This is a genomic window from Burkholderia sp. 3C (assembly GCF_054589155.1).
This window is the reverse complement of sequence record NZ_BAAILN010000066.1, coordinates 43,189-68,360: the sequence shown is the minus strand read 5'-3', so window position 1 is coordinate 68,360 and position 25,172 is coordinate 43,189. Positions and strand designations below refer to the sequence as shown.

The 25,172-nt window shown below is 60.6% G+C and carries 20 protein-coding genes, 1 tRNA gene and 1 pseudogene; 18 read left to right on the top strand and 4 right to left on the bottom strand.

Translation table 11 applies throughout. From position 1 onward, the window contains the following. Positions 1 to 86: 86 nt before the first annotated feature. A complete protein-coding gene (locus ACYP33_RS10620; protein WP_414439837.1) occupies positions 87 to 1,193 on the bottom strand; it encodes an aromatic ring-hydroxylating oxygenase subunit alpha in 1,107 nt (368 codons plus the stop codon). A gap of 277 nt (positions 1,194 to 1,470) precedes the next feature. Here ACYP33_RS10620 and ACYP33_RS10615 point away from each other — a divergent pair, with 277 nt between their 5' ends. From ACYP33_RS10615 to folE2, 4 genes are all read left to right on the top strand, one after another. Then, positions 1,471 to 1,764, top strand: coding sequence for an exodeoxyribonuclease VII small subunit (locus tag ACYP33_RS10615; RefSeq protein ID WP_414439836.1), 294 nt, complete (start codon positions 1,471 to 1,473; stop codon positions 1,762 to 1,764). Continuing rightward, positions 1,761 to 2,645, top strand: a complete 885-nt coding sequence (locus tag ACYP33_RS10610; RefSeq protein ID WP_459621510.1) for a polyprenyl synthetase family protein — start codon at positions 1,761 to 1,763, stop codon at positions 2,643 to 2,645. The genes ACYP33_RS10615 and ACYP33_RS10610 overlap by 4 nt, the downstream gene beginning before the upstream one ends. Positions 2,646 to 2,729: 84 nt before the next feature. Next, on the top strand, positions 2,730 to 4,634 hold the full coding sequence (gene dxs, locus ACYP33_RS10605; RefSeq protein ID WP_414439834.1) for a 1-deoxy-D-xylulose-5-phosphate synthase: 1,905 nt from the start codon (positions 2,730 to 2,732) through the stop codon (positions 4,632 to 4,634). Between the two features lie 170 nt (positions 4,635 to 4,804). Continuing rightward, complete coding sequence (gene folE2 / locus ACYP33_RS10600; RefSeq protein WP_459621920.1) at positions 4,805 to 5,611, top strand: GTP cyclohydrolase FolE2; 807 nt, start codon at positions 4,805 to 4,807, stop codon at positions 5,609 to 5,611. Between the two features lie 95 nt (positions 5,612 to 5,706). On the opposite strand, the gene tsaD is transcribed toward folE2, so the two are convergent. Continuing rightward, entirely contained in the window at positions 5,707 to 6,747 is a 1,041-nt protein-coding gene (gene tsaD / locus ACYP33_RS10595) for a tRNA (adenosine(37)-N6)-threonylcarbamoyltransferase complex transferase subunit TsaD (protein WP_414446977.1), read from the bottom strand. A 137-nt stretch (positions 6,748 to 6,884) separates the two neighbouring features. Between tsaD and ACYP33_RS10590 the strand changes: the two genes are divergently transcribed. From ACYP33_RS10590 to ACYP33_RS10555, 8 genes are all read left to right on the top strand, one after another. Continuing rightward, positions 6,885 to 8,102 (top strand): BaiN/RdsA family NAD(P)/FAD-dependent oxidoreductase, encoded by a 1,218-nt coding sequence (locus tag ACYP33_RS10590; RefSeq protein ID WP_459621508.1) that lies wholly within the window; start codon positions 6,885 to 6,887, stop codon positions 8,100 to 8,102. Between the two features lie 79 nt (positions 8,103 to 8,181). Beyond that, positions 8,182 to 8,394, top strand: a complete 213-nt coding sequence (gene rpsU, locus ACYP33_RS10585; RefSeq protein ID WP_414439831.1) for a 30S ribosomal protein S21 — start codon at positions 8,182 to 8,184, stop codon at positions 8,392 to 8,394. A gap of 187 nt (positions 8,395 to 8,581) precedes the next feature. Continuing rightward, a complete protein-coding gene (locus ACYP33_RS10580; protein ID WP_414446979.1) occupies positions 8,582 to 9,028 on the top strand; it encodes a GatB/YqeY domain-containing protein in 447 nt (148 codons plus the stop codon). Between the two features lie 65 nt (positions 9,029 to 9,093). Then, positions 9,094 to 10,974: a DNA primase gene (gene dnaG / locus ACYP33_RS10575; protein WP_459621506.1), complete on the top strand. Its 1,881-nt coding sequence runs from the start codon at positions 9,094 to 9,096 to the stop codon at positions 10,972 to 10,974. A 96-nt stretch (positions 10,975 to 11,070) separates the two neighbouring features. Then, a complete protein-coding gene (rpoD, locus tag ACYP33_RS10570) occupies positions 11,071 to 13,485 on the top strand; it encodes an RNA polymerase sigma factor RpoD (protein ID WP_414439828.1) in 2,415 nt (804 codons plus the stop codon). Positions 13,486 to 13,660: 175 nt separating this feature from the next. Next, positions 13,661 to 13,736, top strand: a tRNA-Ile gene (locus ACYP33_RS10565). A 177-nt stretch (positions 13,737 to 13,913) separates the two neighbouring features. After that, positions 13,914 to 15,128 carry a tyrosine-type recombinase/integrase gene (locus ACYP33_RS10560; RefSeq protein ID WP_459621504.1) on the top strand — a complete coding sequence of 405 codons (1,215 nt, stop codon included), beginning with the start codon at positions 13,914 to 13,916 and terminating at the stop codon, positions 15,126 to 15,128. Positions 15,129 to 15,156: 28 nt separating this feature from the next. Next, complete coding sequence (locus ACYP33_RS10555) at positions 15,157 to 16,011, top strand: hypothetical protein (protein ID WP_459621502.1); 855 nt, start codon at positions 15,157 to 15,159, stop codon at positions 16,009 to 16,011. A 179-nt stretch (positions 16,012 to 16,190) separates the two neighbouring features. Here ACYP33_RS10555 and ACYP33_RS10550 read toward each other — a convergent pair. Beyond that, a pseudogene (locus ACYP33_RS10550) lies at positions 16,191 to 17,393 on the bottom strand (IS3 family transposase). Positions 17,394 to 17,681: 288 nt separating this feature from the next. Between ACYP33_RS10550 and ACYP33_RS10545 the strand changes: the two are divergent. The 3 genes from ACYP33_RS10545 (at position 17,682) to ACYP33_RS10535 (ending at position 20,948) form a co-directional block, all read left to right on the top strand. Then, positions 17,682 to 17,975 carry a helix-turn-helix transcriptional regulator gene (locus tag ACYP33_RS10545; protein WP_459621500.1) on the top strand — a complete coding sequence of 98 codons (294 nt, stop codon included), beginning with the start codon at positions 17,682 to 17,684 and terminating at the stop codon, positions 17,973 to 17,975. A 122-nt stretch (positions 17,976 to 18,097) separates the two neighbouring features. Continuing rightward, entirely contained in the window at positions 18,098 to 19,237 is a 1,140-nt protein-coding gene (locus ACYP33_RS10540) for a hypothetical protein (RefSeq protein ID WP_459621498.1), read from the top strand. Further along, complete coding sequence (locus ACYP33_RS10535; protein ID WP_459621497.1) at positions 19,224 to 20,948, top strand: DUF3987 domain-containing protein; 1,725 nt, start codon at positions 19,224 to 19,226, stop codon at positions 20,946 to 20,948. Before ACYP33_RS10540 ends, ACYP33_RS10535 begins: the two co-directional genes overlap by 14 nt. 313 nt (positions 20,949 to 21,261) lie before the next feature. Here ACYP33_RS10535 and ACYP33_RS10530 read toward each other — a convergent pair whose 3' ends face one another. After that, entirely contained in the window at positions 21,262 to 21,504 is a 243-nt protein-coding gene (locus ACYP33_RS10530) for a hypothetical protein (protein ID WP_459621496.1), read from the bottom strand. 172 nt (positions 21,505 to 21,676) lie between these two features. Between ACYP33_RS10530 and ACYP33_RS10525 the strand changes: the two genes are divergently transcribed. From ACYP33_RS10525 to ACYP33_RS10515, 3 genes are all read left to right on the top strand, one after another. Beyond that, positions 21,677 to 22,840 (top strand): YagK/YfjJ domain-containing protein, encoded by a 1,164-nt coding sequence (locus ACYP33_RS10525; protein WP_459621494.1) that lies wholly within the window; start codon positions 21,677 to 21,679, stop codon positions 22,838 to 22,840. A gap of 552 nt (positions 22,841 to 23,392) precedes the next feature. Then, on the top strand, positions 23,393 to 24,706 hold the full coding sequence (locus tag ACYP33_RS10520) for an MFS transporter (RefSeq protein ID WP_459621493.1): 1,314 nt from the start codon (positions 23,393 to 23,395) through the stop codon (positions 24,704 to 24,706). Next, positions 24,703 to 25,158 carry a nuclear transport factor 2 family protein gene (locus tag ACYP33_RS10515; RefSeq protein WP_459621491.1) on the top strand — a complete coding sequence of 152 codons (456 nt, stop codon included), beginning with the start codon at positions 24,703 to 24,705 and terminating at the stop codon, positions 25,156 to 25,158. The genes ACYP33_RS10520 and ACYP33_RS10515 overlap by 4 nt, the downstream gene beginning before the upstream one ends. Positions 25,159 to 25,172: the final 14 nt, after the last annotated feature.

The following is a 25,172-nucleotide window of genomic DNA, read 5'->3' as shown; positions in this document are numbered from 1 at the left end:
GAAACGGCCGAATCATCCAGTCTAAACAAAAAAAGACGAGCCGCAGCTCGTCTTTTGAGGGTGCCGCCGGCAGGCGCCGGCCCGCATCAGATGCTGCCGAGCTTGCGGCGCAGGAATTCGTGGAAGTGCTGCATGCCGTCTTCCATCGGGCTTTGGTACGGCCCGACCTGGGATTCGCCGCGTTCCATCAGCGCGCGGCGGCCGGCGTCCATGCGCAGGGCGATCTCGTCGTCCTCGACGGCCGTTTCCATATAGGCGGCGCGTTCGGCCTCGACGAATTCGCGCTCGAACAGCGCGATTTCCTCGGGGTAATAGAACTCGACGATGTTGGTGGTTTTCTGCGGGCCGCGCGGGATCAGCCACGACACCACCAGCACGTGCGGATACCACTCGATCATCAGGCCCGGGTAGTAGACCATCCAGATCGCGCCGAACTCGGGCGGTACACCATCGCGGAAGCGCAGCACCTGCTCGTGCCATTTCTGGTACGTGGGGCTGCCCGGCTTGGCGAGCGCATTGTGCACGCCGACCGTCTGCACGCTGTACCAGTCGCCGAACTCCCAATTGAGATCGTCGCAGGACACGAAACTGCCGAGGCCCGGATGGAACGGGACGACGTGGTAATCCTCGAGGTAGACCTCGATGAACGTCTTCCAGTTGTAGTCGCATTCGTGCACTTCGACGTGATCGAACAGGTAGTCCGAAAAGTTGAAGTGATGGCGCGTGCCGAGGTTCGCGAGATCCTGCGCGACGTTGCGGCCCTCGGCCTCGAACAGCAGGCCCTGCCAGTTCTGCAGCGGCGCCTTGTCGAGGTTCAGGCACGGATTGTCGGGGAAGTGCGGCGCCCCGAGCAGTTGCCCGTCGAGATCGTAGGTCCAGCGGTGCAGCGGGCACACGATGTTGTTCGTGTGGCCGCGGCCGTTCAGCATGATCGCCTGCCGGTGGCGGCAGACGTTCGACAGCAGCTCGATGCGCGACTGCTGGTTGCGCACGAGCACACGGCCTTCCTTTTCGGAAGGCAGGGCGAAATAATCTCCCGCCTCGGGCACCATCAATTCGTGCCCGACGTAGCGAGGACCTTTCTTGAACAGGGTTTCGACTTCGCGCGCGAGAAGCGCCTCATCGAAGTAAGCGGTGACAGGAAGTTGGCTCGATGCCGACTTCAATTGCAGAGCGTCGCTCAGATTGGACATTCCCACTCCCGGAAATCGTGAAAGCAGTGAACAACCCAACCATCGAAAAATCGATTTAGGGGAACCTTCTACTATACCTGAAACTGTAGCGATGGGGGTGGATAAGTGCCTGATTTGTGTCAAATTTCCATGCGGGATGTGCGGCATTCCGCCTCGTGTCGGCATATTCGCGGCGTGCTTGGCACCGTCCGCGGTGGTGGGGCCATTACGTCGACAGGTGCTGGAATCCGCTTTTGCCGTAGAATGTCCGACTTGTTTTTAAATTTCCCCTCGTTCCATGGCGAAAAACGCAACTCCGGGCGCTGCGGCGTCGGGTGCCGGCTCCGAATCGCTGCCGGCTTCCTACGAAACGGCGCTCGAGGAGCTCGAGACGCTGGTCGCGAGAATGGAGGGCGGAACGTTGAGCCTCGAGGACTCGCTGTCGGCCTATCGGCGCGGCGCGGCCCTTGTTGCGTTTTGCCAACAGCAACTCGATAAGGTGGAGCAGCAGGTGCGAGTGCTCGACGGGGCCACGCTGAAACCGCACTCCACAGGAGCGGCCGCCACGGACGGCGAAGACGACGATCTATGACATTCGAACAATGGATGCGCGCAGTGCTGGCGCGCGTCGAAGACGCACTCGGCCACTATCTGCCGGCCGAGACGGTGGTGCCCGGCAAGCTGCACGAAGCGATGCGCTATGCGGTGATGGGCGGCGGCAAGCGGGTTCGCCCGCTGCTGTGCCATGCCGCGGGCGAACTGACGGGCGCCACGGAGGCTGCGCGCAACGCCGCATCGGCCGCGCTGGAGATGATCCACGTCTATTCGCTGGTGCATGACGACATGCCCTGCATGGATGACGACGCGCTGCGCCGCGGCAAGCCCACGGTTCACGTTCAGTACGACGAACCGACCGCGCTGCTGGTCGGCGACGCGCTGCAATCGCAGGCGTTCGTCGCGCTGACCGATGCTGCTGCGCTCACCGCCGTCCAACAGGCGGCGCTGGTGCGCGAGCTCGCGCTGGCGAGCGGCTCGGTGGGCATGGCCGGCGGCCAGGCGATCGACCTCGACAGCGTGGGCCTGATGCTCACGCGCGAGCAGCTCGAAACCATGCACCGCAAGAAAACCGGTGCGTTGCTGCGCGCGGCGGTGCGCATGGGCGCGCTGGCCGGCGAAACGCCGTCGGAAGATACGATGCGCGCGCTCGATGCATACGCCGACGCGGTCGGCCTCGCCTTCCAGGTGGTGGACGACATTCTCGACGTGACGACCGATTCCGCAACGCTCGGCAAGACGGCGGGCAAGGATGCGGCGGCCAACAAGCCCACGTACGTGTCGATCATCGGTCTCGATGCGTCGCGCGAACTGGCCGCGCAACTGCGTGCGGATGCGCATGCGGCGTTGCAACCGTTCGGCGCACGCGCGCAGCGCCTTGCCGAACTCGCCGACCTGGTAGTGAACCGGGTCAGCTGACGCGAAAGCCCGCCGCCGCGCTTCGGCTCCCGGGAGCGTGCACCAAGAGTGCGGGCGCGTTTGATTTCCTACAATGGAACGACGATGTACGACTTGCTGAAAACCATCGACGACCCGGCGGACCTGCGCCGCCTCGATCGTCGCCAACTGCATCCGCTCGCCGATGAGCTGCGCTCGTTCGTGATCGACAGCGTGTCGAAGACGGGCGGCCACTTGTCGTCCAATCTCGGCACGGTCGAACTGACGATCGCGCTGCATTACGTCTTCAATACGCCGAACGACCGCATCGTGTGGGACGTCGGCCACCAGACGTATCCGCACAAGATCCTGACCGGCCGCCGCGACCAGATGGCGACGCTGCGTCAGCAGGACGGCATTTCGGGCTTCCCGCGCCGCTCGGAGTCGAACTACGACACGTTCGGCACGGCGCACTCGAGCACCTCGATCTCGGCCGCGCTCGGCATGGCGATCGGCAGCCAGCTCAACGGCGACGACCGCTTCTCGATCGCCGTGATCGGCGACGGCGCGATGACGGCCGGCATGGCCTTCGAGGCCATGAACAACGCCGGTGTGTCCGAGGACGCGAAGCTGCTCGTGATCCTCAACGACAACGACATGTCGATCTCGCCGCCGGTCGGCGCGCTGAACCGCCACCTCGCACGCCTGATGTCGGGCCGCTTCTACGCGGCGGCCCGTGCCGGCGTCGAGAAGGTGTTGAGCGTCGCGCCGCCGGTGCTCGAACTGGCGCGCAAGCTCGAAGAGCACGCGAAGGGCATGGTCGTGCCGGCCACGCTGTTCGAGGAATTCGGCTTCAACTACATCGGCCCGATCGACGGTCACGATCTCGATTCGCTGATCCCGACACTGCAGAACATCAAGGAACTGCGCGGCCCGCAATTCCTGCACGTGGTCACCAAGAAGGGCCAGGGCTACAAGCTCGCCGAAGCCGATCCGGTGCTCTACCACGGCCCGGGCAAGTTCAATCCCGCCGAAGGCATCAAGCCGGCCGCGACGCCCGCCAAGAAGACCTACACCCAAGTGTTCGGCGAGTGGCTGTGCGACATGGCCGAACTCGACGCGCGCGTGGTCGGCATCACGCCGGCGATGCGCGAAGGGTCGGGCATGGTCGAATTCGAAAAGCGCTTCCCGGATCGTTATTACGACGTCGGTATCGCCGAACAGCACGCGGTGACCTTCGCCGGCGGCATGGCCACCGAAGGGCTGAAGCCGGTCGTCGCGATCTACTCGACGTTCCTGCAACGCGCCTACGATCAACTGATCCACGACGTCGCGCTGCAGAACCTGCCGGTGGTGTTCGCGATCGACCGTTCGGGCCTGGTCGGCGCCGACGGTGCAACGCACGCGGGCGCCTACGATCTCGCGTTCATGCGCTGCATCCCGAACATGACGGTGATGGCCGCGTCCGACGAAGACGAATGCCGCCAGATGCTCTACACGGCCGTGCAGCAGCCGAACCCGACGGCCGTGCGCTATCCGCGCGGCGCGGGCGGCGGCGTGCCGACCGTCAAGGCGATGACGGCGATCCCGCTCGGCAAGGGCGAAGTGCGCCGCCGTTCGGCCCAGCCGGAAGGCAAGCGCGTCGCGATCCTCGCGTTCGGCACGATGGTCGCGCCGTCGCTGGCGGCTGCCGAGGAACTCGACGCCACCGTGGCGAACATGCGCTTCGTGAAGCCGATCGATGCCGATCTGATCCGCGAACTCGCACAGACGCACGACTATCTGGTCACGGTCGAAGAGGGCTGCCTGCAAGGCGGCGCCGGTTCGGCTTGCGTCGAATCCCTGATGGAAAGTGGGGTTATCCGGCCCGTACTACAATTGGGCCTCCCCGATCGCTTCGTCGATCACGGCGATCCGGCCAAGCTGCTGTCGCAGTGCGGCCTCGATGCCGCCGGCATCGCGAAGTCGATCCGCGAGCGTTTCCTGAGCCAGCCCGACAGCGTCGCCGATCAGGCGAAGCGCGTGGCCTGACCGAACGTCGCGCGCCGCCCGATTGCGTAGCTTGCAACCGGGCGGCTTTCCCGATTATCCGGAACGGAAAACATGGGCCTGCGGGCCCATGTTGCGTTTCCGGGCACCCGCTTCGAGCGGTGGCGCGCGAGCCGGCAACGGCGCGGCGCGTGAAGACAAGGACCGAACAGATGAACCAGATGAACCCCGGCCTCGTGATGCCCGACGTGCAGAGCACGGTCGACACGCGGCAGATCCCGATCCAGCGCGTCGGCGTGCGCGCGGTCCGGCATCCGCTGACCGTGCGCACCGCAGCCGGCGAGATCCAGCCGACGGTCGGCACGTGGAACCTCGATGTGCATCTGCCCGCCGAGCAGAAGGGCACGCACATGTCGCGCTTCGTGGCGCTGCTCGAAGACAACCGCGAGCCGCTGACGGCCGAGACGTTCCGTGGCCTGCTCGCGTCGATGCTCGGCAAGCTGGAGGCCGAAGCCGGCCGGATCGAGGTGTCGTTTCCGTATTTCGTCAGCAAGACCGCGCCGGTGTCGGGCGTGAAGAGCCTGCTCGACTACCAGGTCACGCTGGCCGGAGACGTGCGCAACGGCGCGACGCGGCTGTTCCTGAAGGTGCTGGTGCCGGTCACGAGCCTGTGCCCGTGCTCGAAGAAGATCTCGCAATACGGCGCGCATAACCAGCGCTCGCACGTGACGATCGACGCCGAGCTGAACGGAGACGTGCCGGTCGAGGAACTGATCCGGATCGCCGAGGAAGAAGCCTCGTGCGAGCTGTGGGGCCTGCTCAAGCGGCCCGACGAGAAGTTCGTGACCGAGCGCGCCTACGAGAACCCGAAGTTCGTCGAGGATCTCGTGCGCGATGTGGCGCAGCGGCTCGACGCCGATGCGCGGATCGTCGCCTACGTGCTGGAAGCCGAGAACTTCGAATCGATCCACAATCACAGCGCCTATGCGCTGATCGAGCGCGACAAGCGCGCGGCCTGAGCCGCGTTCGAGTCGGGTCGATAAAAAACCCCGCGTCGCAGAAAGCGACGCGGGGTTTCGTTTTTTCGGGCTTGGCGCGCGAGGGCCGCCTGCGTTCAGCGCGAGAGCGAGGTCAGATCCCAGCGCGGCTTGACCGTGAACGCGTAATCGCGATTGGCCTGATCGGGCCAGCGTTCGAGGCGCAGCGCGCCGGCCAGCGCGATCATCGCGCCGTTGTCGGTACAGAGCGCCAGATCGGGGTAGTGGACGTCGAAGCCGCGCTTCTTCGCGGCGGCCGACAGCGCCGCGCGCAGTTGGCGGTTTGCGCCCACGCCGCCGGCCACCACCAGCCGATTGAGCTTGGTTTGCTTGAGCGCCGCGATCGATTTCGCCACCAGCACGTCGACCGCCGCATCGACGAAGCCACGTGCCAGGTCCGCCTTGGCCGCATCGAGCGCCGCGCCCGTCGCGCCGCCGGCCTCGATCTTCTTCATCTGCGTGAGCACCGCCGTTTTCAGGCCGCTGAAGCTGAAATCGAGATCGCCCGAATGCAGCATCGGCCGCGGCAGCGCCACCGCGCCCGGCGTGCCGAGTTCGGCCAGCTTCGACACTTCCGGGCCGCCCGGGTAGCCCAGGCCGATCAGCTTGGCGGTTTTGTCGAACGCCTCGCCGGCCGCGTCGTCGAGCGTTTCGCCGAGCGTTTCGTACACGCCCACGTCGGTCACGCGCATCAATTGCGTGTGGCCGCCCGACACCAGCAGCGCGACGAACGGAAACGGCGGTGGCGCGTCGACCAGCAGCGGTGACAGCAGGTGCCCTTCGAGGTGGTGAATGCCGACGGTGGGCTTGTCCCAGGCCATCGCGAGTGCATTGGCGATGCTCGCGCCCACCAGCAGCGCGCCGGCCAGACCGGGGCCTTGCGTGAAGGCGATCGCGTCGATCTGCTCGCGCTCGACGCCGCCCTCGGCGAACACCTGTTCGAGCAGCGGCAGCGCGCGGCGGATATGGTCGCGCGAGGCGAGCTCGGGCACGACGCCGCCGTATTCGCGGTGCATCGCGATCTGCGAGTGGAGTGCGTGGGAGACGAGGCCGCGCTGCGTGTCGTACAGCGCGAGGCCGGTTTCGTCGCACGAACTTTCGATGCCGAGGACAAGCATGGTTCGGTGGGGCGGCCGTGCGGCCGGATGAGCAATGGCAACCGGGCAGTATACCAGCGGGGCCGCCCCTCGGCCTGACGGCCAGGGCCGCCGCCATCCGGCCGATACCGCGCCATTCCGCGGTTACAATCCGCGCCATGGAAAATTTCGATATCGCCGTGATCGGCGCCGGCGCGGCCGGCATGATGAGCGCGGCCGTCGCCGGGCAGCTCGGGCGCCGCGTCGTGCTGATCGATCATGCGCCGCGGCTCGCCGAGAAGATCCGCATCTCGGGCGGCGGGCGCTGCAACTTCACGAACCTGCAGGCGGGGCCGGACAACTATCTGTCGCAGAACCCGCGCTTTTGCCGCTCGGCGCTGGCACGCTACACGCCACGCGATTTCCTCGATCTGCTGAAGCGCCACCGCATCAGTTGGCACGAGAAGCACAAGGGCCAGTTGTTCTGCGACCAGCAGAGCGAAGGGATCATCGACGTGCTGAAGGCCGAGTGCGATGCAGGGCGCATCGCCTGGCGGCGGCCGGTATCGGTGGCGGCGGTGCGGCATGCCGACGGCGTGGGTTTCACGCTCGACACGAGTGCCGGCGCGATCGGCGCGAAGGCGCTGATCATCGCGACCGGCGGGCTGTCGATCCCGAAGATCGGTGCGACCGATTTCGCCTACCGGCTCGCCAAGCAGTTCGGCCACAAGCTGATCGATACGCGCCCGGCGCTGGTGCCGCTGACCTTCGCCGCGGCCGATTGGGCGCCGTTCTCGGCGCTGTCGGGCCTGTCGCTCGAGGTGCGCGTCTCGACCGGCGGCAAGAAGGACGGCGGCGAATTCGTCGAGGATCTGCTGCTGACCCATCGCGGGCTGTCCGGGCCGGGCATTTTGCAGATTTCGAGCTACTGGAAGCCGGGCGAGCCGATCCACCTCGACCTGCTGCCGCGCGAGGACGCCACCGAAGCGCTGCTGGCCGCCAAATCGGGCTCGAAGCGCCAGATTGGTGCGTTGTTGTCGGAGTGGGTGCCGTCGCGGCTCGCGCAGGCCTGGCTCGACGGGCAGAAGCTGGCCCACGACGCACGGCTCGCCGATCTGCCCGACAAGGCGCTGCGCCAGGTGGGCGGCGCGCTGTCGCGCTGGAGCCTGGTGCCCGACGGCACCGAGGGCTACAAGAAGGCCGAAGTCACCAAGGGCGGCGTGGATACGCGCGAGCTGTCGTCGTCGACGATGATGAGCGCGCGCGTGCCGGGCCTCTATTTCGTCGGCGAATCGGTCGACGTGACCGGCTGGCTGGGCGGCTACAACTTCCAGTGGGCGTGGGCCTCGGGCGTGGCCGCCGGGCAGGCCGCGGCCGCGCAGGCCGGAAGTGCTTGACTCGGTAGTGCGTTTGTGCAGCCTGTCTGCTATACTCGGAACCCTTTCTTCGCGGTTTTTACTTTTTCAGTGACGGGTCATGACGATCATTCGCTTAAAAGAAAACGAGCCTTTCGAAGTCGCCATGCGCCGCTTCAAGCGGACGATCGAGAAGAACGGTCTGCTGACCGAACTTCGGGCACGCGAGTTCTTCGAGAAGCCCACGGCCGAACGCAAGCGCAAGAAGGCTGCCGCGGTGAAGCGCCACTACAAGCGCATCCGTGGCCAGACGCTGCCGAAGAAGCTCTACTGAGCACCTGTTTCTGTCTCAACCCTCTTTAGAGGCGCCGCAAGGTTTGTCGGGCGGCGCAGCGGTGGTCCCATCCAGCGGGCTGTCGATGCCGGATTCGAGCAAACCCGCTTGAGCAAGCCCTCAAGCGGGTTTTTGTATTGATGTCCGGCTTCCGGGCATCGACGTTTTTTTCTTTCCGGGTGAAGCGATGAGTTTGAAAGACCAGATCAGCGAAGACATGAAGGCCGCGATGCGCGCGAAGGATACCGCGCGGCTCGGCCCGATCCGCCTGTTGCTCTCCGCGATCAAGCAGCGCGAAGTCGACGAGCGCATCACGCTCGACGACGCGGCCATCACGGGCGTCATCGACAAGATGCTCAAGCAGCGCAAGGATTCGATCTCGCAATTCCAGGCCGCCGGCCGCGACGATCTGGTCGCGCAGGAGCAGACCGAGATCGACGTGCTGGTCGCCTACATGCCCGCGCAGCTGTCGGCAGCCGAAGTGGCCGATGCCGTGCAGGAAGCCGTGGTGGCCACCGGCGCCAGCGGCCCGCAGGACATGGGCAAGTTGATGGCCGTGCTGAAGGGCAAGCTGGCCGGCAAGGCCGACATGACCGCCGTGTCCGCGCTGGTCAAGGCCGCGCTCACGAAGTAAGCCGTCTGCCGGCCGGCGCCGTGTGCGCCGCCGGCATTGCTCCACGCCGCCCAAGCCGCCATTACGTGATCCCGAGTTCGTTCCTGCAGGATTTGCTGAACCGCGTCGATATCGTCGACGTGGTGGGCCGCTTCGTCCAGTTGAAGAAGGGCGGCGCCAATTTCATGGGGCTCTGCCCGTTTCACAACGAAAAGAGCCCCTCGTTTACGGTCAGCCCGACCAAGCAGTTCTATCACTGCTTCGGTTGCGGCGCGCACGGCACCGCGATCGGCTTCCTGATGGAGCACGCCGGGTTGAGCTTTCCCGAGGCGGTGCAGGATCTGGCGCAATCGGTCGGCATGACGGTGCCGCACGAGCCTTCGCCACTGCGTGGCGGCGGTGGCGGCTACTCAGGCGAGGGCGGCGGGGTGCCGGCCGCGTCGAAATCGGTCACCACCGCGCTGACCGACGTCATGCATACCGCCAACGAGTACTACCGCAAGCAATTGCGCGGCGCGCCCAACGCGATCGAGTACCTGAAGCGGCGCGGGTTGACCGGCGAGATCGCGATGCGCTTCGGGCTCGGCTACGCGCCCGATGGCTGGCAGAACCTTGAATCCGCCTACGAGGATTACAAGGCCGATACGCTGGTCGAGGCCGGGCTCGTGATCGTCAGCGAAAAAACCGACGCGGCCGGCACTTCGCGCCGCTACGACCGCTTCCGCGAGCGGATCATGTTCCCGATCCGCAACGTGAAGGGCAATGTGATCGGCTTCGGCGGGCGCGTGCTCGATTCGGGCGAGCCGAAGTACTTGAATTCGCCGGAAACGCCACTATTCAACAAGGGCAGCGAGTTGTACGGCTTGTTCGAGGCGCGCCTGGCGATCCGCGAGCACAAGTACGCGTTGGTGGTGGAAGGCTATATGGACGTGGTGGCGCTGGCGCAGCTCGGTTTTCCGAACGCGGTGGCCACGCTCGGCACGGCTTGCACGCCGGTCCATGTGCAGAAGCTGCTGCGGCAGACCGATACGGTGGTGTTCAGCTTCGACGGCGATTCGGCCGGCCGCCGCGCGGCGCGTCGCGCGCTGGAGGCCTGTTTGCCGCATGCTGCCGACAACCGCACGATTCGTTTCCTGTTCCTGCCGTCCGAGCACGATCCGGACAGCTACGTGCGTGAATTCGGCGCCGAGGGGTTTTCCGATCAGGTGCGGCGGGCCATGCCGCTGTCGCAGTTCCTGTTGAACGAGGCGATCGCGGGCAAGGAGCTGGATCAGCCGGAAGGGCGCGCGAAGGCGCTGTTCGAGGCCAAGCCGCTGTTGCAGGCACTGCCGGCCAACGCGTTGCGTGCGCAGATCATGCACATGTTCGCCGACCGGCTGAAGATCCCGTTCGAGGAAGTGGCGGGGCTCAGTGACGTGGATGCCCGGATCGCCGCGCCGGTGCGCCAGGCGCCCGCGCGCGCCGACCGCCGCCGCGTGACCGACAACGAGAAGCGTGCGCTGCGCAACCTGGTCATGCACCCGCGCATCGTGGCGCTGCTCGATGCCGACGAGATCGACACGTTGCGCGCGTTGCCGAGAAATGGGGAACTGTTCGACGAGATCTTCACGATCGCGCGAGAGTTGGGCGATACGGCCGAATTCCGGATGTTGTCCGACGTTCTGCGCAATTCGACCAACGCGGAAACGTATGACGAAATCTTCCGTGAAATTCTCGACTATGATGAAAACGTCCGTGACCTGCTGATGCAGAGCCCGGAAGACGACGCAGGACAGGAAGCGATGCAGGAGCGTGAGCGGATCGCCGGCGCGGAATTCAAGGCGGCGGTGCTCAAGATGCGCTACGACGCCTGCAACGACCGGATGAACCAGTTGTCGCGGCAATCCACGCATACCCCTGAAGAGTTGAGCGAGCTGATGGCCCTCAACCGGGCACGCACGGAAATGAAGGCAAAACTCGGGCTGTAAACGAGGAACAACGGGGGCAGCTAGAGGCTTTCCCCGACGTGCTATAATACAAGGTTTTCAGCGGTTTGTTTTCTAAGCACAGAGGCGAAATTCGCAATGGCAAAGACGACAGGCGGGAAAAGAGCAGTGGGCAAGGGCTCCGACGAGCCGACCAACAAGGTCACGAAAGCCAAGACTCTATCTTCCGCCCGGTTGTCTGCCGGCGCATCGCCCACTGGCGGAAAACGCACCGCCGCCGGCACCGCGAAGGCTGCGCCGGCACCGACGGTTCGCGCATCAAGAGCCGTCGCGAAATCCGCATCCCGCACGGCGCCCAAGCCGTCGGTGAGGCGGGCGAGTGCGAATAGCGCAAGGGCAGCGGCTGCCGCCGCGGACGAAACGGCAGTGCGCACTACTCATGCATCCACGGTTCAAGAGGCTGTTGTCCAGCAGCCGCGAGTCGATTTAGCCGGTACGGCGAACTCCATGACGAAAAAGTTGAACGAAGTATCCGTCGATGACGACGCAACGCAGAGCGACGAGCAGCAGCCGACCGCTGCAACGGGTAAGGAGAAGACCAAGGCGCGTGATCGCCGCGCAAAAGAAAAGATGCTGCTGAAGGAAGCGTTCGCCACGAGCCAGCCCGGCACCGCCGAGGAACTCGAGGAGCGACGCGTCAAGCTGCGCGCGCTGATCAAGCTGGGTAAGGAACGTGGCTTCCTGACCTACGCCGAAATCAACGATCACCTGCCGGACAACTTCACGGAAACGGAAGCCCTGGAAGGGATCATCGGCACGTTCAACGACATGGGCGTGGCTGTCTACGAGCAGGCGCCCGATGCCGAAACGCTGCTGCTGAACGACAACGCGCCGGCGGCTTCGTCGGACGACGAAGTCGAGGAAGAAGCGGAAGTCGCGCTGTCCACCGTCGATTCGGAATTCGGTCGCACGACCGATCCGGTCCGGATGTACATGCGTGAAATGGGCACGGTCGAGCTGTTGACGCGCGAAGGCGAAATCGAAATCGCGAAGCGTATCGAAGACGGCCTGCGCCACATGGTGATGGCGATTTCCGCGTGCCCGACCACGATCGCCGACATCCTCGCGATGGCCGAGCGCGTGGCGAACGAGGAAATTCGCGTCGACGAGCTCGTCGACGGCCTGAACGATCCGAACGCCGAGGATTCCGACGGTTTCAACGCGAAGGAAGCGGAAGAAGCCGAAGCCGCGGATGCCGAGGAAGAGGAATCGGGCGAGAGCGAGGAAGAAGAGGACGACGACGGCGCGGCCCAGGCCACGGCCAACGCGGCGCAGCTCGAAGCCCTCAAGCGCACCTCGCTCGAGAAGTTCGCGCTCATCAGCGAATGGTTCGACAAGATGCGCCGCGCGTTCGAGAAGGAAGGCTACAAGTCGAAGTCCTACCTGAAGGCGCAGGAAACGATTCAGAACGAACTGATGTCGATCCGCTTCACGGCGCGTACGGTCGAGCGTCTGTGCGACACGTTGCGTGCGCAGGTCGACGAAGTGCGTCAGGTCGAGCGTCAGATCCTGCACATCGTGGTCGACAAGTGCGGCATGCAGCGTTCGGAATTCATCACGCGCTTCCCGGGCAACGAAACGGATCTGACGTGGGCCGAAAAGCTCGCGAGCGAAAACCATTCGTACGGTGCGATCCTCGAACGCAACGTGCCGGCGATCCACGAGCAGCAGCAGCGCCTGCTGGATCTGCAGGCGCGCGTGGTGTTGCCGCTGAAGGACCTGAAGGAAACCAACCGCCAGATGGCGGCCGGCGAACTGAAGGCGCGTCAGGCCAAGCGTGAAATGACCGAGGCCAACCTGCGTCTCGTGATCTCGATCGCCAAGAAGTACACGAACCGCGGCCTGCAGTTCCTCGATCTGATTCAGGAAGGCAACATCGGCCTGATGAAGGCGGTGGACAAGTTCGAATACCGTCGCGGCTACAAGTTCTCGACCTACGCGACGTGGTGGATCCGTCAGGCCATCACGCGTTCGATCGCGGACCAGGCACGTACCATCCGGATTCCGGTTCACATGATCGAAACGATCAACAAGATGAACCGCATCTCGCGTCAGATCCTGCAGGAAACCGGCCTCGAGCCGGATCCGGCAACGCTGGCCGAGAAGATGGAAATGCCGGAAGACAAGATCCGCAAGATCATGAAGATCGCGAAGGAGCCGATCTCGATGGAAACGCCGATCGGTGACGACGACGATTCCCATCTGGGCGACTTCATCGAGGATTCGAACACGGTCGCGCCGGCCGATGCCGCGCTGCACGCCAGCATGCGCGATGTCGTGAAGGACGTGCTCGATTCGCTGACGCCGCGCGAAGCAAAGGTGCTGCGCATGCGTTTCGGTATCGAGATGAGCACCGATCACACGCTGGAAGAAGTCGGCAAGCAATTCGACGTCACGCGTGAGCGGATCCGCCAGATCGAGGCCAAGGCGCTGCGTAAGCTGCGTCACCCGAGCCGCTCGGACAAGCTGAAGTCGTTCCTCGAAGGGAACTGATCGAAGGCGCTGTCCCGGCCGCCGCCGGTTGCATGACCGGCGGCGGTTCTTGTCTCCCCAATTGTTCGGTACAATGCCGTCCCCGGTGCCCTCAGCGGCATTCGAGGCGCGCGTCTCGGTTCAGTGTTTGCACTGCGTCGCCGTCCATTCAGGCAGTTCAGTCAGCAGCACCTCAGGGCCTGTAGCTCAGCGGTTAGAGCAGTCGACTCATAATCGATTGGTCGCGGGTTCAAACCCCGCCGGGCCCACCACATTCCCTTCCGAAGATGTCCAGTGATGTCTCGCTGATCCTTGTTCTGCAAGGGTTTGCGGAGTTTGATCGTCCATTTCGATCCGGCGTTGTTTATAGACAGCCAGATGCAAGTGGGGGCAACATTGGGGGCAACAGCTGCTACTGATTCAGCTGTTGCCCCCAATGGAGCTATGACGTGCCCCTGACCGAAGTCGCAATCAAGAATGCTAAGCCTGCCGACAAAACCATCCGCATGTTCGACGGCGGTGGTCTATACCTCGAAATTTCTCCCGCTGGAGGGAAGTGGTGGCGATTGAAATATCGAAGCGCAGGGAAAGAGAAGCGCCTCTCACTCGGTGTGTATCCTGAGGTAAGCCTCAAAGACGCTAGAGCCAAGAGAGACAGTGCCCGCACTCAGTTGGCTGATGGGGTTGATCCTGGCGTTGCGAGGAAAGCGGAAAAGCTCACTGGCCGGTTGGATGCTGGCAATTCCTTCGAAGCGATAGCGCGTGAGTGGTACGCGAAATACTTGCCAACGTGGTCTCGAAGTCACGCAACCAGAAACCTTGCGCGACTTGAGGCTGACGTTTTCCCGTGGGTTGGTAGAACATCTGTCGCGACGCTAATGCCCACTGAGGTACTGAACGTGCTGACTCGGGTCGAGCGGCGTGGTGCACTTGAAACGGCGCACCGGCTCCGCGGGATCATCGGGCAAGTGATGCGGTATGCGGTTGCTACCGGACGAGCGTCGCGCGACGTCACGACGGACTTGCGAGGAGCTCTGCCTCCAGCTCCGACTCGCCACTATGCTGCAATTACTAATGCCAATGAAATCGGTCAACTCATGCGTGCCATCGATGGCTACCAAGGCACTTTCGTGGTCGCATGCGCTCTGAAACTCGGCGCTTTACTCTTTCAGCGCCCCGGGGAACTGCGAGCCGCCGCTTGGTCCGAATTTGATCTTGACAGTGCGCTTTGGGAAATTCCTGCCGCCCGCATGAAGCGCACACTTCAAGGAAAGACGAACGGCGCTGGGCACTTTGTTCCGTTGTCAAATCAAGCTGTCGGAATTCTGCGTGAACTGCTGCCTCTTACCGGGGATGGGCCGCTTGTGTTTCCAAGTGTTCGTGCAAAGGGTCGACCGATGTCGGACAATACGATCAATGCTGCGTTGCGTCGCTTAGGCTATGATCGAACAACCATGACGGGGCACGGCTTTCGCGCGATGGTGCGAACGGTTGCCGTTGAAGAGCTTGGAATTTCTGCTGAAATTATTGAAGCCCAACTTGCCCACGCTATCCGAGATCCATTGGGCCGAGCGTACAACCGAACTACGTTCATGAAGGAGCGACGGGAAATGATGCAGCGTTGGGCGGACTACCTTGATAAATTGAAGTCAAATATTGGTTGATGTTAGTCGTAAGTAATAAGTGAGAGAAATGAAAGCGCACGTTAAGCTATCGTCTGATTTGTTGATCGAGTATTTGGATTTGTGTAACGCATTAACCGCCGCTGTTTGCCCGACTGGTGAAGAAAAACTGAGTGGTATCGACTGTGTAATCGGGAAGATTGTGACCCAGCACGTACCAATTCCGGCGTTCAGAGCGAAGAAGTCTGATCCGTTCTATCACGCTTGGCAGCACGTGCTGACGTCGGATGATGGACGAACTCTTAACGAGCTTCGCCCCTCTGCCCGGCGCATCTCCGATGCCAGTGTAGAGGCGCAGTTAGCTTTTGTGGCGGACACACCTCGAGAGCTTAGTGAACTCACACTGCCATCGCCGATGAGCGCCAATGAGCGTACAGAGCTGGAGCAATTGCTTCCCATGTTGCCGCCGCTTCGCTGTCCGATGTCTGCGGAGGAGAAAGATGCGTTCTTGCAAGCCTATTGCAGCTTGCCGAACCGCCCGATGTGGATTCCTAACTTTGTTACCCAAGCGACGATCAATGAACGTGAGGTCTTGTATAAGCGTCAGTTTTCCAAAATTCAACAAGCTTTGCAGCGAGATTTTGAAAATGGGCGACTCGCCCCCGTCAATGCAGACCACATCCCCGTTGCAACATTAATGCCACACACATTCATTCCACGGACGCAAGTTGTCGCCTACCTGGAGTTGTATGGTTTTTCGTATGAAAATTTCGATACTGTCGATACTGCGGCGGAGAAAAGCGAGATACAGGCTGAAGAGCCACCAGCCAAAGGAAAAACTCGGAAGCCGGGCGAACGAAAAATCAGCCTGGAACAAGAGCCTGAGGTCGCTAATTTTTGCAATAAATTAAAAAATCTGGTGTAAGAAATTTCAAGAAATTAACAGCCGAGAAGTTTGGTATCAGTACAAAACAAGTCTACAATATAGTTATTAAGGTCGCACGTAACCAACGACCGGAAGAAGAGCGAATCGATCAACGTATAGCTCCAAAGCGGCAATAGCCTGGTTGGAGGCTTCCCCATAACTCCGGACATCGCACATACTTAGGTTGTTGAATCAGTAGAGAGTCGAAACTCGCGAGGCGAGTTGTACTTCAACGCGCTATGGGGATGCTTTTCGTTGTAATGCATCGAATGCGATGGCCAGATTCCTTGCCGCTGTCGCTGCGTCCGGCTTCGGCATGATAGCGATGTAATCGCGCTTCATGGTCTTCACGAAGCTTTCCGCCATGCCGTTGCTTTGCGGGCTGCGTACGCGCGTAGTCAACGGCTTCAGGCCGAGAGCGCCGTAAGCCAACGCGTCTCGTCCGCCGTATAGCCCGAGCCGTTGTCGCTCAGCCACTCGATTTCGGATTCGGTATGCAGCCCATTCCCGAACCGGTTTTCCACGGCAGCCAGCATCACGCCGCGCACGATGTCGCCGCTATGGCCGGCCGTCGTGGCCGCCCAACTCATCGCTTCGCGGTCACAGCAGTCGAGCGCGAACATCACGCGCAACGGCTCGCCGTTATCGCAGCGAAACTCGAAGCAGTTGGAACACCAACGCTGGTTGCTGCGTCCCACCGCAACCTTGCCATCGTGACAGCGCTGCGCCCGAACTGGTGCCGCTCTGTGTTGCATCAGCAGTCCATGCGCGCGCATCGCGCGGTAAATGCGCTTGGCGTTCAGCGGCGCCTGTCCCGCCGCGATGCGCTCGCGGCGCAACGTTCCCCATACGCGTCGATATCCTCAGCTGGGCAAGTCACTGATAACCCACTGAATGGCCTCGACGACCGGTGCATCGTGGGTTGGTCTGGACTGCCGTGCGTCGCGCCAAGTCGCCTCGCGTGACCTGCGTGCCGATACGTTCGAGCGCGACACGCCGAGGACGTCGCAGACCAGTTTCACTGGCCGTCCTCCGGCAACGATGGCGAGTGCGCTATCCATTTTTTTGCTCGGCCATAGTCAATGGCTTCACGAAGAATCTCGTTCTCCATCGTCTTCTTGCCGAGCATGCGCTGCAGCTCGCGAATCTGTTTGAGCGCGTCAGCCAGCTCTGTTGCTGGGACGACTCTCGCCTGCCTTGACCGCCAACAGGCTTCCGTCCTGGTACAGCTTGCGCCAGTGGAACAGCTGATTCGGATTCACGTCGTGCTGGCGCGCGACCATCGAAACCGATTTCCCCGGCTCGAAACTCTCGCGAACCGGCGCCAGCTTCTGCTCTGCCGTCCAGCGTCGCCGACGCTCCGGGCCCGTCAACACGTCCATCACTTCCTGCCTGGTGTTAGGCAAAAACACGGTCTTATGCATACCAGCTAGTTTAAGTGAGTAGCCGTGTACGGTGTTTCAGGGGGAGCTACTCCACTGATCTTGTGCCCAGTGTGTTCCGAGTCATTTCCTACTTGGGCGTCTGAAAGCCTTGCCAGACAAGGCTAGACCAAACTGCTTGCTCGGAAATGCATTTCCGATTGCATTCTTCGCCACGTTCGGCACCCGCTGGATTTCGGCAAACAGCGATTGATCGTTGCGTTTGCGCTAACCGTGATGGAGAAAGTAATGGCCAAAAACCAAGTACAGGATGCAGCTCTGCGTCAATCCCTACCTGCTCATCAACCCACGCCAATCAACATGGCCGAGATGCCTCGTCGGTTTGGCAGCGTGATGCGCATTCTTCGGATGAAACAGTTGATCGAGTGCACGAATCTATCGCGTGCGACCTTGTATGTGCTCATGTCGAGCGACCCGACTTTTCCGAAAAAAATCAAGCTGACGGCGCGCTCGATCGGCTTCCTGGAGTCCGAAGTCGATGCATGGATCGCAGCCCGTGCTGAATTGCGCAATGTGGCTTGAGGGGGGGCAACATGAGTTTCGTTAATACAACCACGCGCTTTCCAAACAGTGTGGCAACCAATAGGGCGCATCAGGCCAGTTCCGGAAACCTTGTGAGGCTCGGAGCATTCGCGGCGACCACCGTGTCGATTTCTATCGCCGTGTATGCCGGTTGGCATCGGGGCGGCTCGGCTGTTGAGCGGGTGATGGCCGTCTTGATCGGGTGTGTGGCAGTGATGTTCGTTCACCTGCTGCCGATGGGGCGGCGCTTGCTGAAGGGGCCGGTATGGCCGATCGCTTTCGTGTTGTGGTGCGTCGGCCTGATTGTTGTGTTGTACGGCCAAGTCACCTTCGTTCTGATCTCTCGGCAACACGCCGGAGATCAGCGAGCTGCGGCGGTGCCGATGACCGCCTCGTTATCGCGCGGAGAAATGCCGCCTGGACGATCGCAGACCGATATTGCTCGAGACGTTGCGAAGGCCAAGATTGATCTGGCCCGAGCGGACTCCCGCCCCTGTGCCGTAGATTGTCAGCGAGGTAAGGTTCGGCGGACGATTCTCGTGACGAAGATCGCAACCTTGGAAGCAGAAGCGAGCGAAGTGCGACGGCACGAGGCCGAGCACGACCGGCGCGACGAACTGGCCGATCGCGAAGCGACGTTCCGTGCGGCCCTACGGGCCGACCCGGTCGCGAGCCAGGTCGCACCATGGTTCGGCACGACCGAAGGACGACTGGAATTGATGTTAGCGGTCGCGTGTGCGGTCGTGCTCGAAGGCTCAGCCATTATGGGTTGGCTACTCGTGTCGGTCGCATCGGGTCGCGCGAATTGTCGTGATGCGGTTTTGTCCGGTCGCAACGAGGAAACATCGGAGCAAAGGGCTGTCGCGTCAGAGTCGGAGACCGTTCCAGACGACCGCATCAGGCCGACTGCCGACTTTGGGCGGAGCCTGACGCGCGATGTACCGCTTGTCTGCGACAACCCAGTAAGTCATGGCGGGGGCGACGATGACGACCTGCGCCAGCTTCAAGAAATTCACGAGGCTGTGGTTGCTGGGCGTCTGCGGCCGACACAGGGTGCGATCCGCAAACATCTGCGATGCGGCCAACCGAGAGCAGGCCATCTCAATCGCTTATACGCAGCGCATTTTGGTAGTTCGCGTACCAAGGACGGATGCTGGACAGGTGTGGTAACAGGCTGTCACGGGGAACCCTCGGAGTCTTTCGCAATCGAGTCGAAACTGATCGTCGGGCCGAATCACGGGGGCAAGCATGCCGATTATTGAACCCTTATATGGCCCAGCCTGCTATCAACCACCAAACGCGCAGGGACCATATCCGATCGATTCCTGTCCACCGACTATTGCCGAGGCAGTTCGCGAGGCGAGTAAGAAGCTCAATGCGCCGATAGCGATGGCCGCGCAGGCAGCACTTGGTGCGGCGTCTCTGGTTGCCCAAAACTACATCAATGTCCAATGTCCCGGCTATGAACCGGCGCCTATTTCATTGTTTTTGCTCACTATCAGCAATAGCAGCGGCGGAAAATCTCTGATGGAGCGATGCTTTCTTCGGGCAGTGTCGGCGTCAGAGCGGCGCCAGGATGAAGAATTCAACGACCAGATGATGCTCTTCGAGGCTGAAATGGCGATCTGGAACGACGATGAGCGCCGGTTAGCAAAGGCGTATCGTGCAGCCAAGCACGGATCTGACGAAGCCGAACGTTTGCGCGATGAGCGATTGCTTCATGTACAGAGCCGCCCGATAAAGCCATCGATCCGAGTTTTTAAAATGGTCAGTACGACACCTCAGGGACTTCGAGACATGCTGATTGCGAATGGCGCGATTGGAATTTTCTCCGCTGATGGTGGGCCGACGCTAAACGGAGAGACATTTAGCAAACCAGCGGTGATGTGTGACTACTGGAGCGGCGAGGACCGCGCTGCGGGTCTGGCCGGCGGCATGCGTCGACCTATCGAGCCCCGGGTGACTGTGTCGATCATGACACAGGAAGATCAGTTTTCCACTTATATGCGGAATCGAGGCTCAGATGCCTTCAGTACGGGGTTACTGGCTCGATGCCTGCCCGCGTTTGCGCCAGTGGTCGATATATCGGGTACCAGCACGGAAGTCGGGGACATACCGGATCCGAAACTTGATTTTTTCAATGAGCGGATGGCCCAAATTTTTAATCAAGCGGTGCCTCTCCCGATGAACCGAGAGGCCTTGAAGTTTTCGCATGAAGCAAAGATTTATTGGAAATTGTTCAAGGACGAAATTAACAATTCGTTGCTTGCCGGCAATTACGCCGACAGCATTAAGTCCTTCTTCAGAAAGTTGGCCCAACTGGCGAGCCGTATCGCAGCGCTGTTCCATTACGTTGAAGCGGGTGAGGGTAATATATCTGGGAAGGCGATGAAGGCAGCAATCGATTTGTGCGAATGGTACGTGTTCGAGTATCTGAAGGCGTTCGAGCAGCACGCGCCAACGCAACAGCAGAAGGACGAGGCAGCAATGCAAAAGCTGCTGGAGTGGCTTCAGGGTGCAGTTGCGAATCCGATGCGTTATCCCAAGTTGACGCCGGGAAGGTATACAGAGCGAGATTTGCGGAATTATTCAAGCATTCGGAACGACCCTGATCAACTGGGGCGCGCGATAAATATGCTTTGGCAGCGGCAGCTTATATCGTCTTGGCAAGGGAAAGGCGGCGGGAGAATGATTGTATTTCCAGCAAGCGGCTGGGCGCCGCCGGTGCCGATAATGAATAATTTCAATGCAGGTGGTTTTGGTAACTACGCGTCGGCGATGCCGGTAAACCAACAGGTTGCTGGAGTGCGCCATGTGACTACGGATACTGTCGCGCAACGGGAAGGACATGATCACTTTCCTGAGCCGGGGCTTGATTTCGACAGATTGAGCGTTAGTGGAGACATGAGTGCCGAAATAAGGGGGCTCCGTGAAATTCTTTCGGAAAGTGCCGCAAAATCGCTTGCTGATTGAATTTGTAGAAAATAACGTACATATGAGCGCCCATGAAAATGGGCGCTTTTTTATTTCCTCACGACATGCTCGAGATCGGCTCAGGCCGAACCATCAGTCAGACTTGATTGGGTGTTGTGCGTGCGCAACGAAAGTAGGCTCGTTCCTGCCGTTTCCACGATTGCTACGCTGCTACTTCGCGGTTGTAGCAATGTAGCTGTGGGTTCGTTCCCGTATGCGGACCTATCCGGGTGGAAGTTGGGCGTCGATTGATTCTTTATCGCTATACGAATGCACTGGAGTTCCAGCATCAACAGGCAGTGTAATTTGCCGTTCAAATTGAGATGATGATTAGCTTTGCAAGGTAGTCGATAGGCTGCTTTCGTCTGGATAGTTCGGTAAAGGTCGTTTGATCGAAAGTTGTTCGATAAAACCATTGTTTTGGTGTGATTTGATGGGAAATTTCAGATTGTTTTGCTTTTTTGAAAATGATGGTTTGACTTCCTCCTATATTAAGATGGCATTTGTTATATTTTGATCTATAAGGATGATTTTGGGATGCATCAGCCTGAGACATTGGTAGATAACGTCCTCGTCATGATGCGGTCAAGGTTGACCACAGGTCCGTGAGGATCTCTGTTCAATACGACCTCGATGTGCCGCAGTTTCGAATGAAAGTCTGATGTTCGGTGTTTTGGTTGAAATTTACATGTCTCATCCATTGAGTGTCCAAATAAGGGAGATTCAGGATGATCCACCAAGGTAACCAGATAAATCAATTTGAATTCGATTCGAGTGTCGTTGCGGTTAATCGCTATTCATCGAACTTCATCAGATACTGGGAGATCGGCGAGTATGCAGAGTTGATGCAGCAGATGGAGTGCTTCTTGGGGGCAGTGTTAGAGACTAATCAAATTCCTTTTGATATTCGAGATGAAGCAGGGAGACAGCGGCCGGTGCGTAATCTTGCGTATCCGGGGTACAAGAGCTTGTCAGGCTTTATGTTTCAATGCAAAGAGTGGATGGATTTGTATTGGCCTGGATATATCTACAGTGCTGACTTTCAACTGTTTTTCGATTGCTTTATGCATCATCCATTTGCTAAGGTGTTCAGTAACAGTCCATTGCCGAGTAGCGCCGACAAAGCAGCAGCGTCGAATCTTTACAACGACTTCGTTGGTTGTTTGCGTATGGAGGCGGTGCGTCGAGGGGTGAGGAAAGGGCTATGGAATTGGCGAGGCAACCTGAGTAGCCAGGAAACGTCGATTCGGAATTACATCGATAAGCTACAGGCGCGGCATAAAGCGCTGCTACCGGTGCGTGTCGACCTGTACTACGCGGACTATGCGGTGGACGACAACGACGCATTGGTCCGAACAGGTTGGACGATGGAGCCGAGTGCAGGCTGGATGCCGTCGTTTTCAAACGCACCGATAGGACATGGTCGTGCCGAGACACGAGCGCGTATTGATCCGCGTGTAGCGATGCACGATCGTGACCTGTTTTTTGGGAATCGTCGCGGAGCAGACCGAGCATTGTTCGATCCGATGGTGGGTCACATCTGCAAGATGGAACAAGGTGGCAGGCACCGAGCGAATCATTTTCACTGCATCTTCTTCCTCGATGCGCGGCAGGTACGCCAGGATCAGTTACACGGATTGAAGTACGCGATAGCGGATCGTTGGCGCCGAATCACGCGCGGGCAAGGTTTGATGTTCGATTGCCACGAGAGGGCGGATCAAGCGAGGCTCAGGGCACAAGGACGCTGGGCTATTGATGCTGTTGACTGCTCCGATCCGATTCAGGTCGAAAGACTGATCGGTTACGTGGCCTCCTATCTTACGAAAGATGACGGCCAGATGATTCGGGTCAAGCCTACTCCGAAGGCATGGACGTTGACCATGGGACGGTAGTGCAGTGACGTTTCAGTTGACCATTCGGTCCATGTTCGAAACGACGAACCGGTGACGGCATCCGTTCGATGGTGGCCGCCAGCACAAGAAGCGCAAGCGATTCACGTTCGAGTATCGCGCGTATAAGGAGGCGCTGAAAGGAGCCGAAGACAGCCTGCGCCCAATCGAGCAACTTATCAAACAGACACCGACGCTGATGAAGTCAGAGATTCGACGATCTCGTAAGCAGCCTTAAGGCAGATCTGTTAGCGCTCGAGAAGTGCACTGCGATGAAGTAGCCAGTTGGAGCTGCGCCGATAGTGATACTTCCAGAATTCATTGGCGAGTTAAGTCGACGTCGAGCCGACACGGCGCTTCACCGCCTTCCATGTCAAGAGCTGGTCATTGTGAGTCGTCGCGGCATGCGCGCGTCCTCCGCGATGCATCCCCTCTGCCATGCCATAAAGGCATGGCTTGCAATTACCCAAAGGTTTTGGTCAAAAAAGCCCGCAGCAGGCACATTACGCAGGTGCCTCCAGGCATGCCAGAACAACGACCTTTGGAGACTTCGACGTGAAAGCAGGCCGCGTGCTCATCTATCTGCTGCTGTTTACCGGCTGCTCCATCAACTACGTCGATCGCGTTGTGTTGTCGGTAGCGGCCGGGCCGATTCGCCACGAGTTTGACTTATCGACGATCCAGATGGGCTATCTGTTTTCAGCATTCCTCTGGACTTACCTCGTTTTCGTATTGCCATGGGGCGTGTTTGTCGACAAGGTCGGCACGCGACGCGCTACCAGCGCCGGCATGGCGATCTGGTCGCTTGCGACGATCTGGACTGGACTGTCGGCGGGCTTCGTCGGTGCGTTCGCGTCTCGCTTGCTAATGGGTTTTGGGGAAGCGTCAACCTATCCGGCAGGCGCACGCACGATCCGCGAATGGATGCCCGCGCGCGAACGTGGTCTTGCGACGACGGTTTTCAACTGCGGGGGCTATTTTGGGCCCGCAATCGGCTCGACGCTGATGGGCTATCTGGTCGGCGAAGTCGGCTGGCGCGGCGGCTTCTTCGTGTCGGCTGTTATCGGTGTCGTATGGATCGCACTGTGGATGTTGCTGTATCGGCAACCTGAGCACGCCCAGTTCATCGGCGAAGCAGAGCGCAAACGAATTCTCGACGAGCGCGGTGGCACCGCAATCGCAGGCGCGAGCGCACCGCTGTCCGCGCTGCTCCGTTGCCGCAGCCTGTGGGGTACGTTCATCGTTCAAGGCTGCGCCGTCTACACCGTGTATCTCTTTTTGACTTGGCTGCCGAGTTATCTGCAGGCGACGCGCGGCCTCACGGTGCTGAAGACGGGCTTCTACACTGCGGTGCCGTACGCGGTCGCGGTGCCGGGTACGATCTTTTTTGGCTGGCTGAGCGACCGCTTGCTGCGCGACGCACCCGTGCATTCGGGGCGTCGCCGTACGATGGTTGCGGTGATGATGCTGTGTTCGTCGTGCATCCTCGTGACGCCATGGATTACCGATATCCGCCTGATACTTGCACTGTTCGCGGTGTCGCTCACCAGCATCGGTAGCACGGTCGGACTGAACATCGCGCTCGTCAGCGATCTGCTGCCCAATCCTGCGAACACGGGCCGTGCGCACGGTTTTCTCGTGACCGGTGGCAATCTGTTCGGGGTACTAGCGCCGATCGCGACGGGCTACGTCGTGTCGATCACCGGCAACTACGACATGGCGTTCCTCATTGCAGGCGGCCTGCTGCTGGTCGGTGCGACGGTTTGTTTGACGATGACGCGCCAGCCGATCGTACCGCCCGGCTACGACATGCCATTGAGTAAGGCATCGAGCCTGGTCGCCGATACCCGCAAAGGAGCCCAGGCATGAATGCACCGGACAAAGCATCCCACCGCGCTGCGGACGATCGCGACGCGATTCGTGAACTGCTTGCGCAGTACTGTTTCCTTCTTGACGATTACAAACTCGATGCGTTTGCGTGCCTTTTCGCCAACGACGGCCGTTGGATTTCTCGCAACGGCGAAGCGCAAGGTCCAGCAGCGATCGAAACGCTGTTGCGCGCCTTGGTGCCTCCGCCTGGACCCGGTACGCGACGTCGCCATCTGAACACCAACCTCTCGATCCGCCTCGACGGCGAGCGCGCGCACGTGCGCTCGTATTTCCTCGTGATCCGCGATAGCGACAACGGCCCGGCAATTGCCGTTGCCGGGACTTATCTGGACACACTTGTGCGCGCTGCCGATGGCTGGCGCTTCCAGCGCCGCGAGCTCTTTCACGACATTGCTGGCGAAAGCGGCCTGCTGACGCCGCGCGAGTCCTGACTGCCGACCTCACC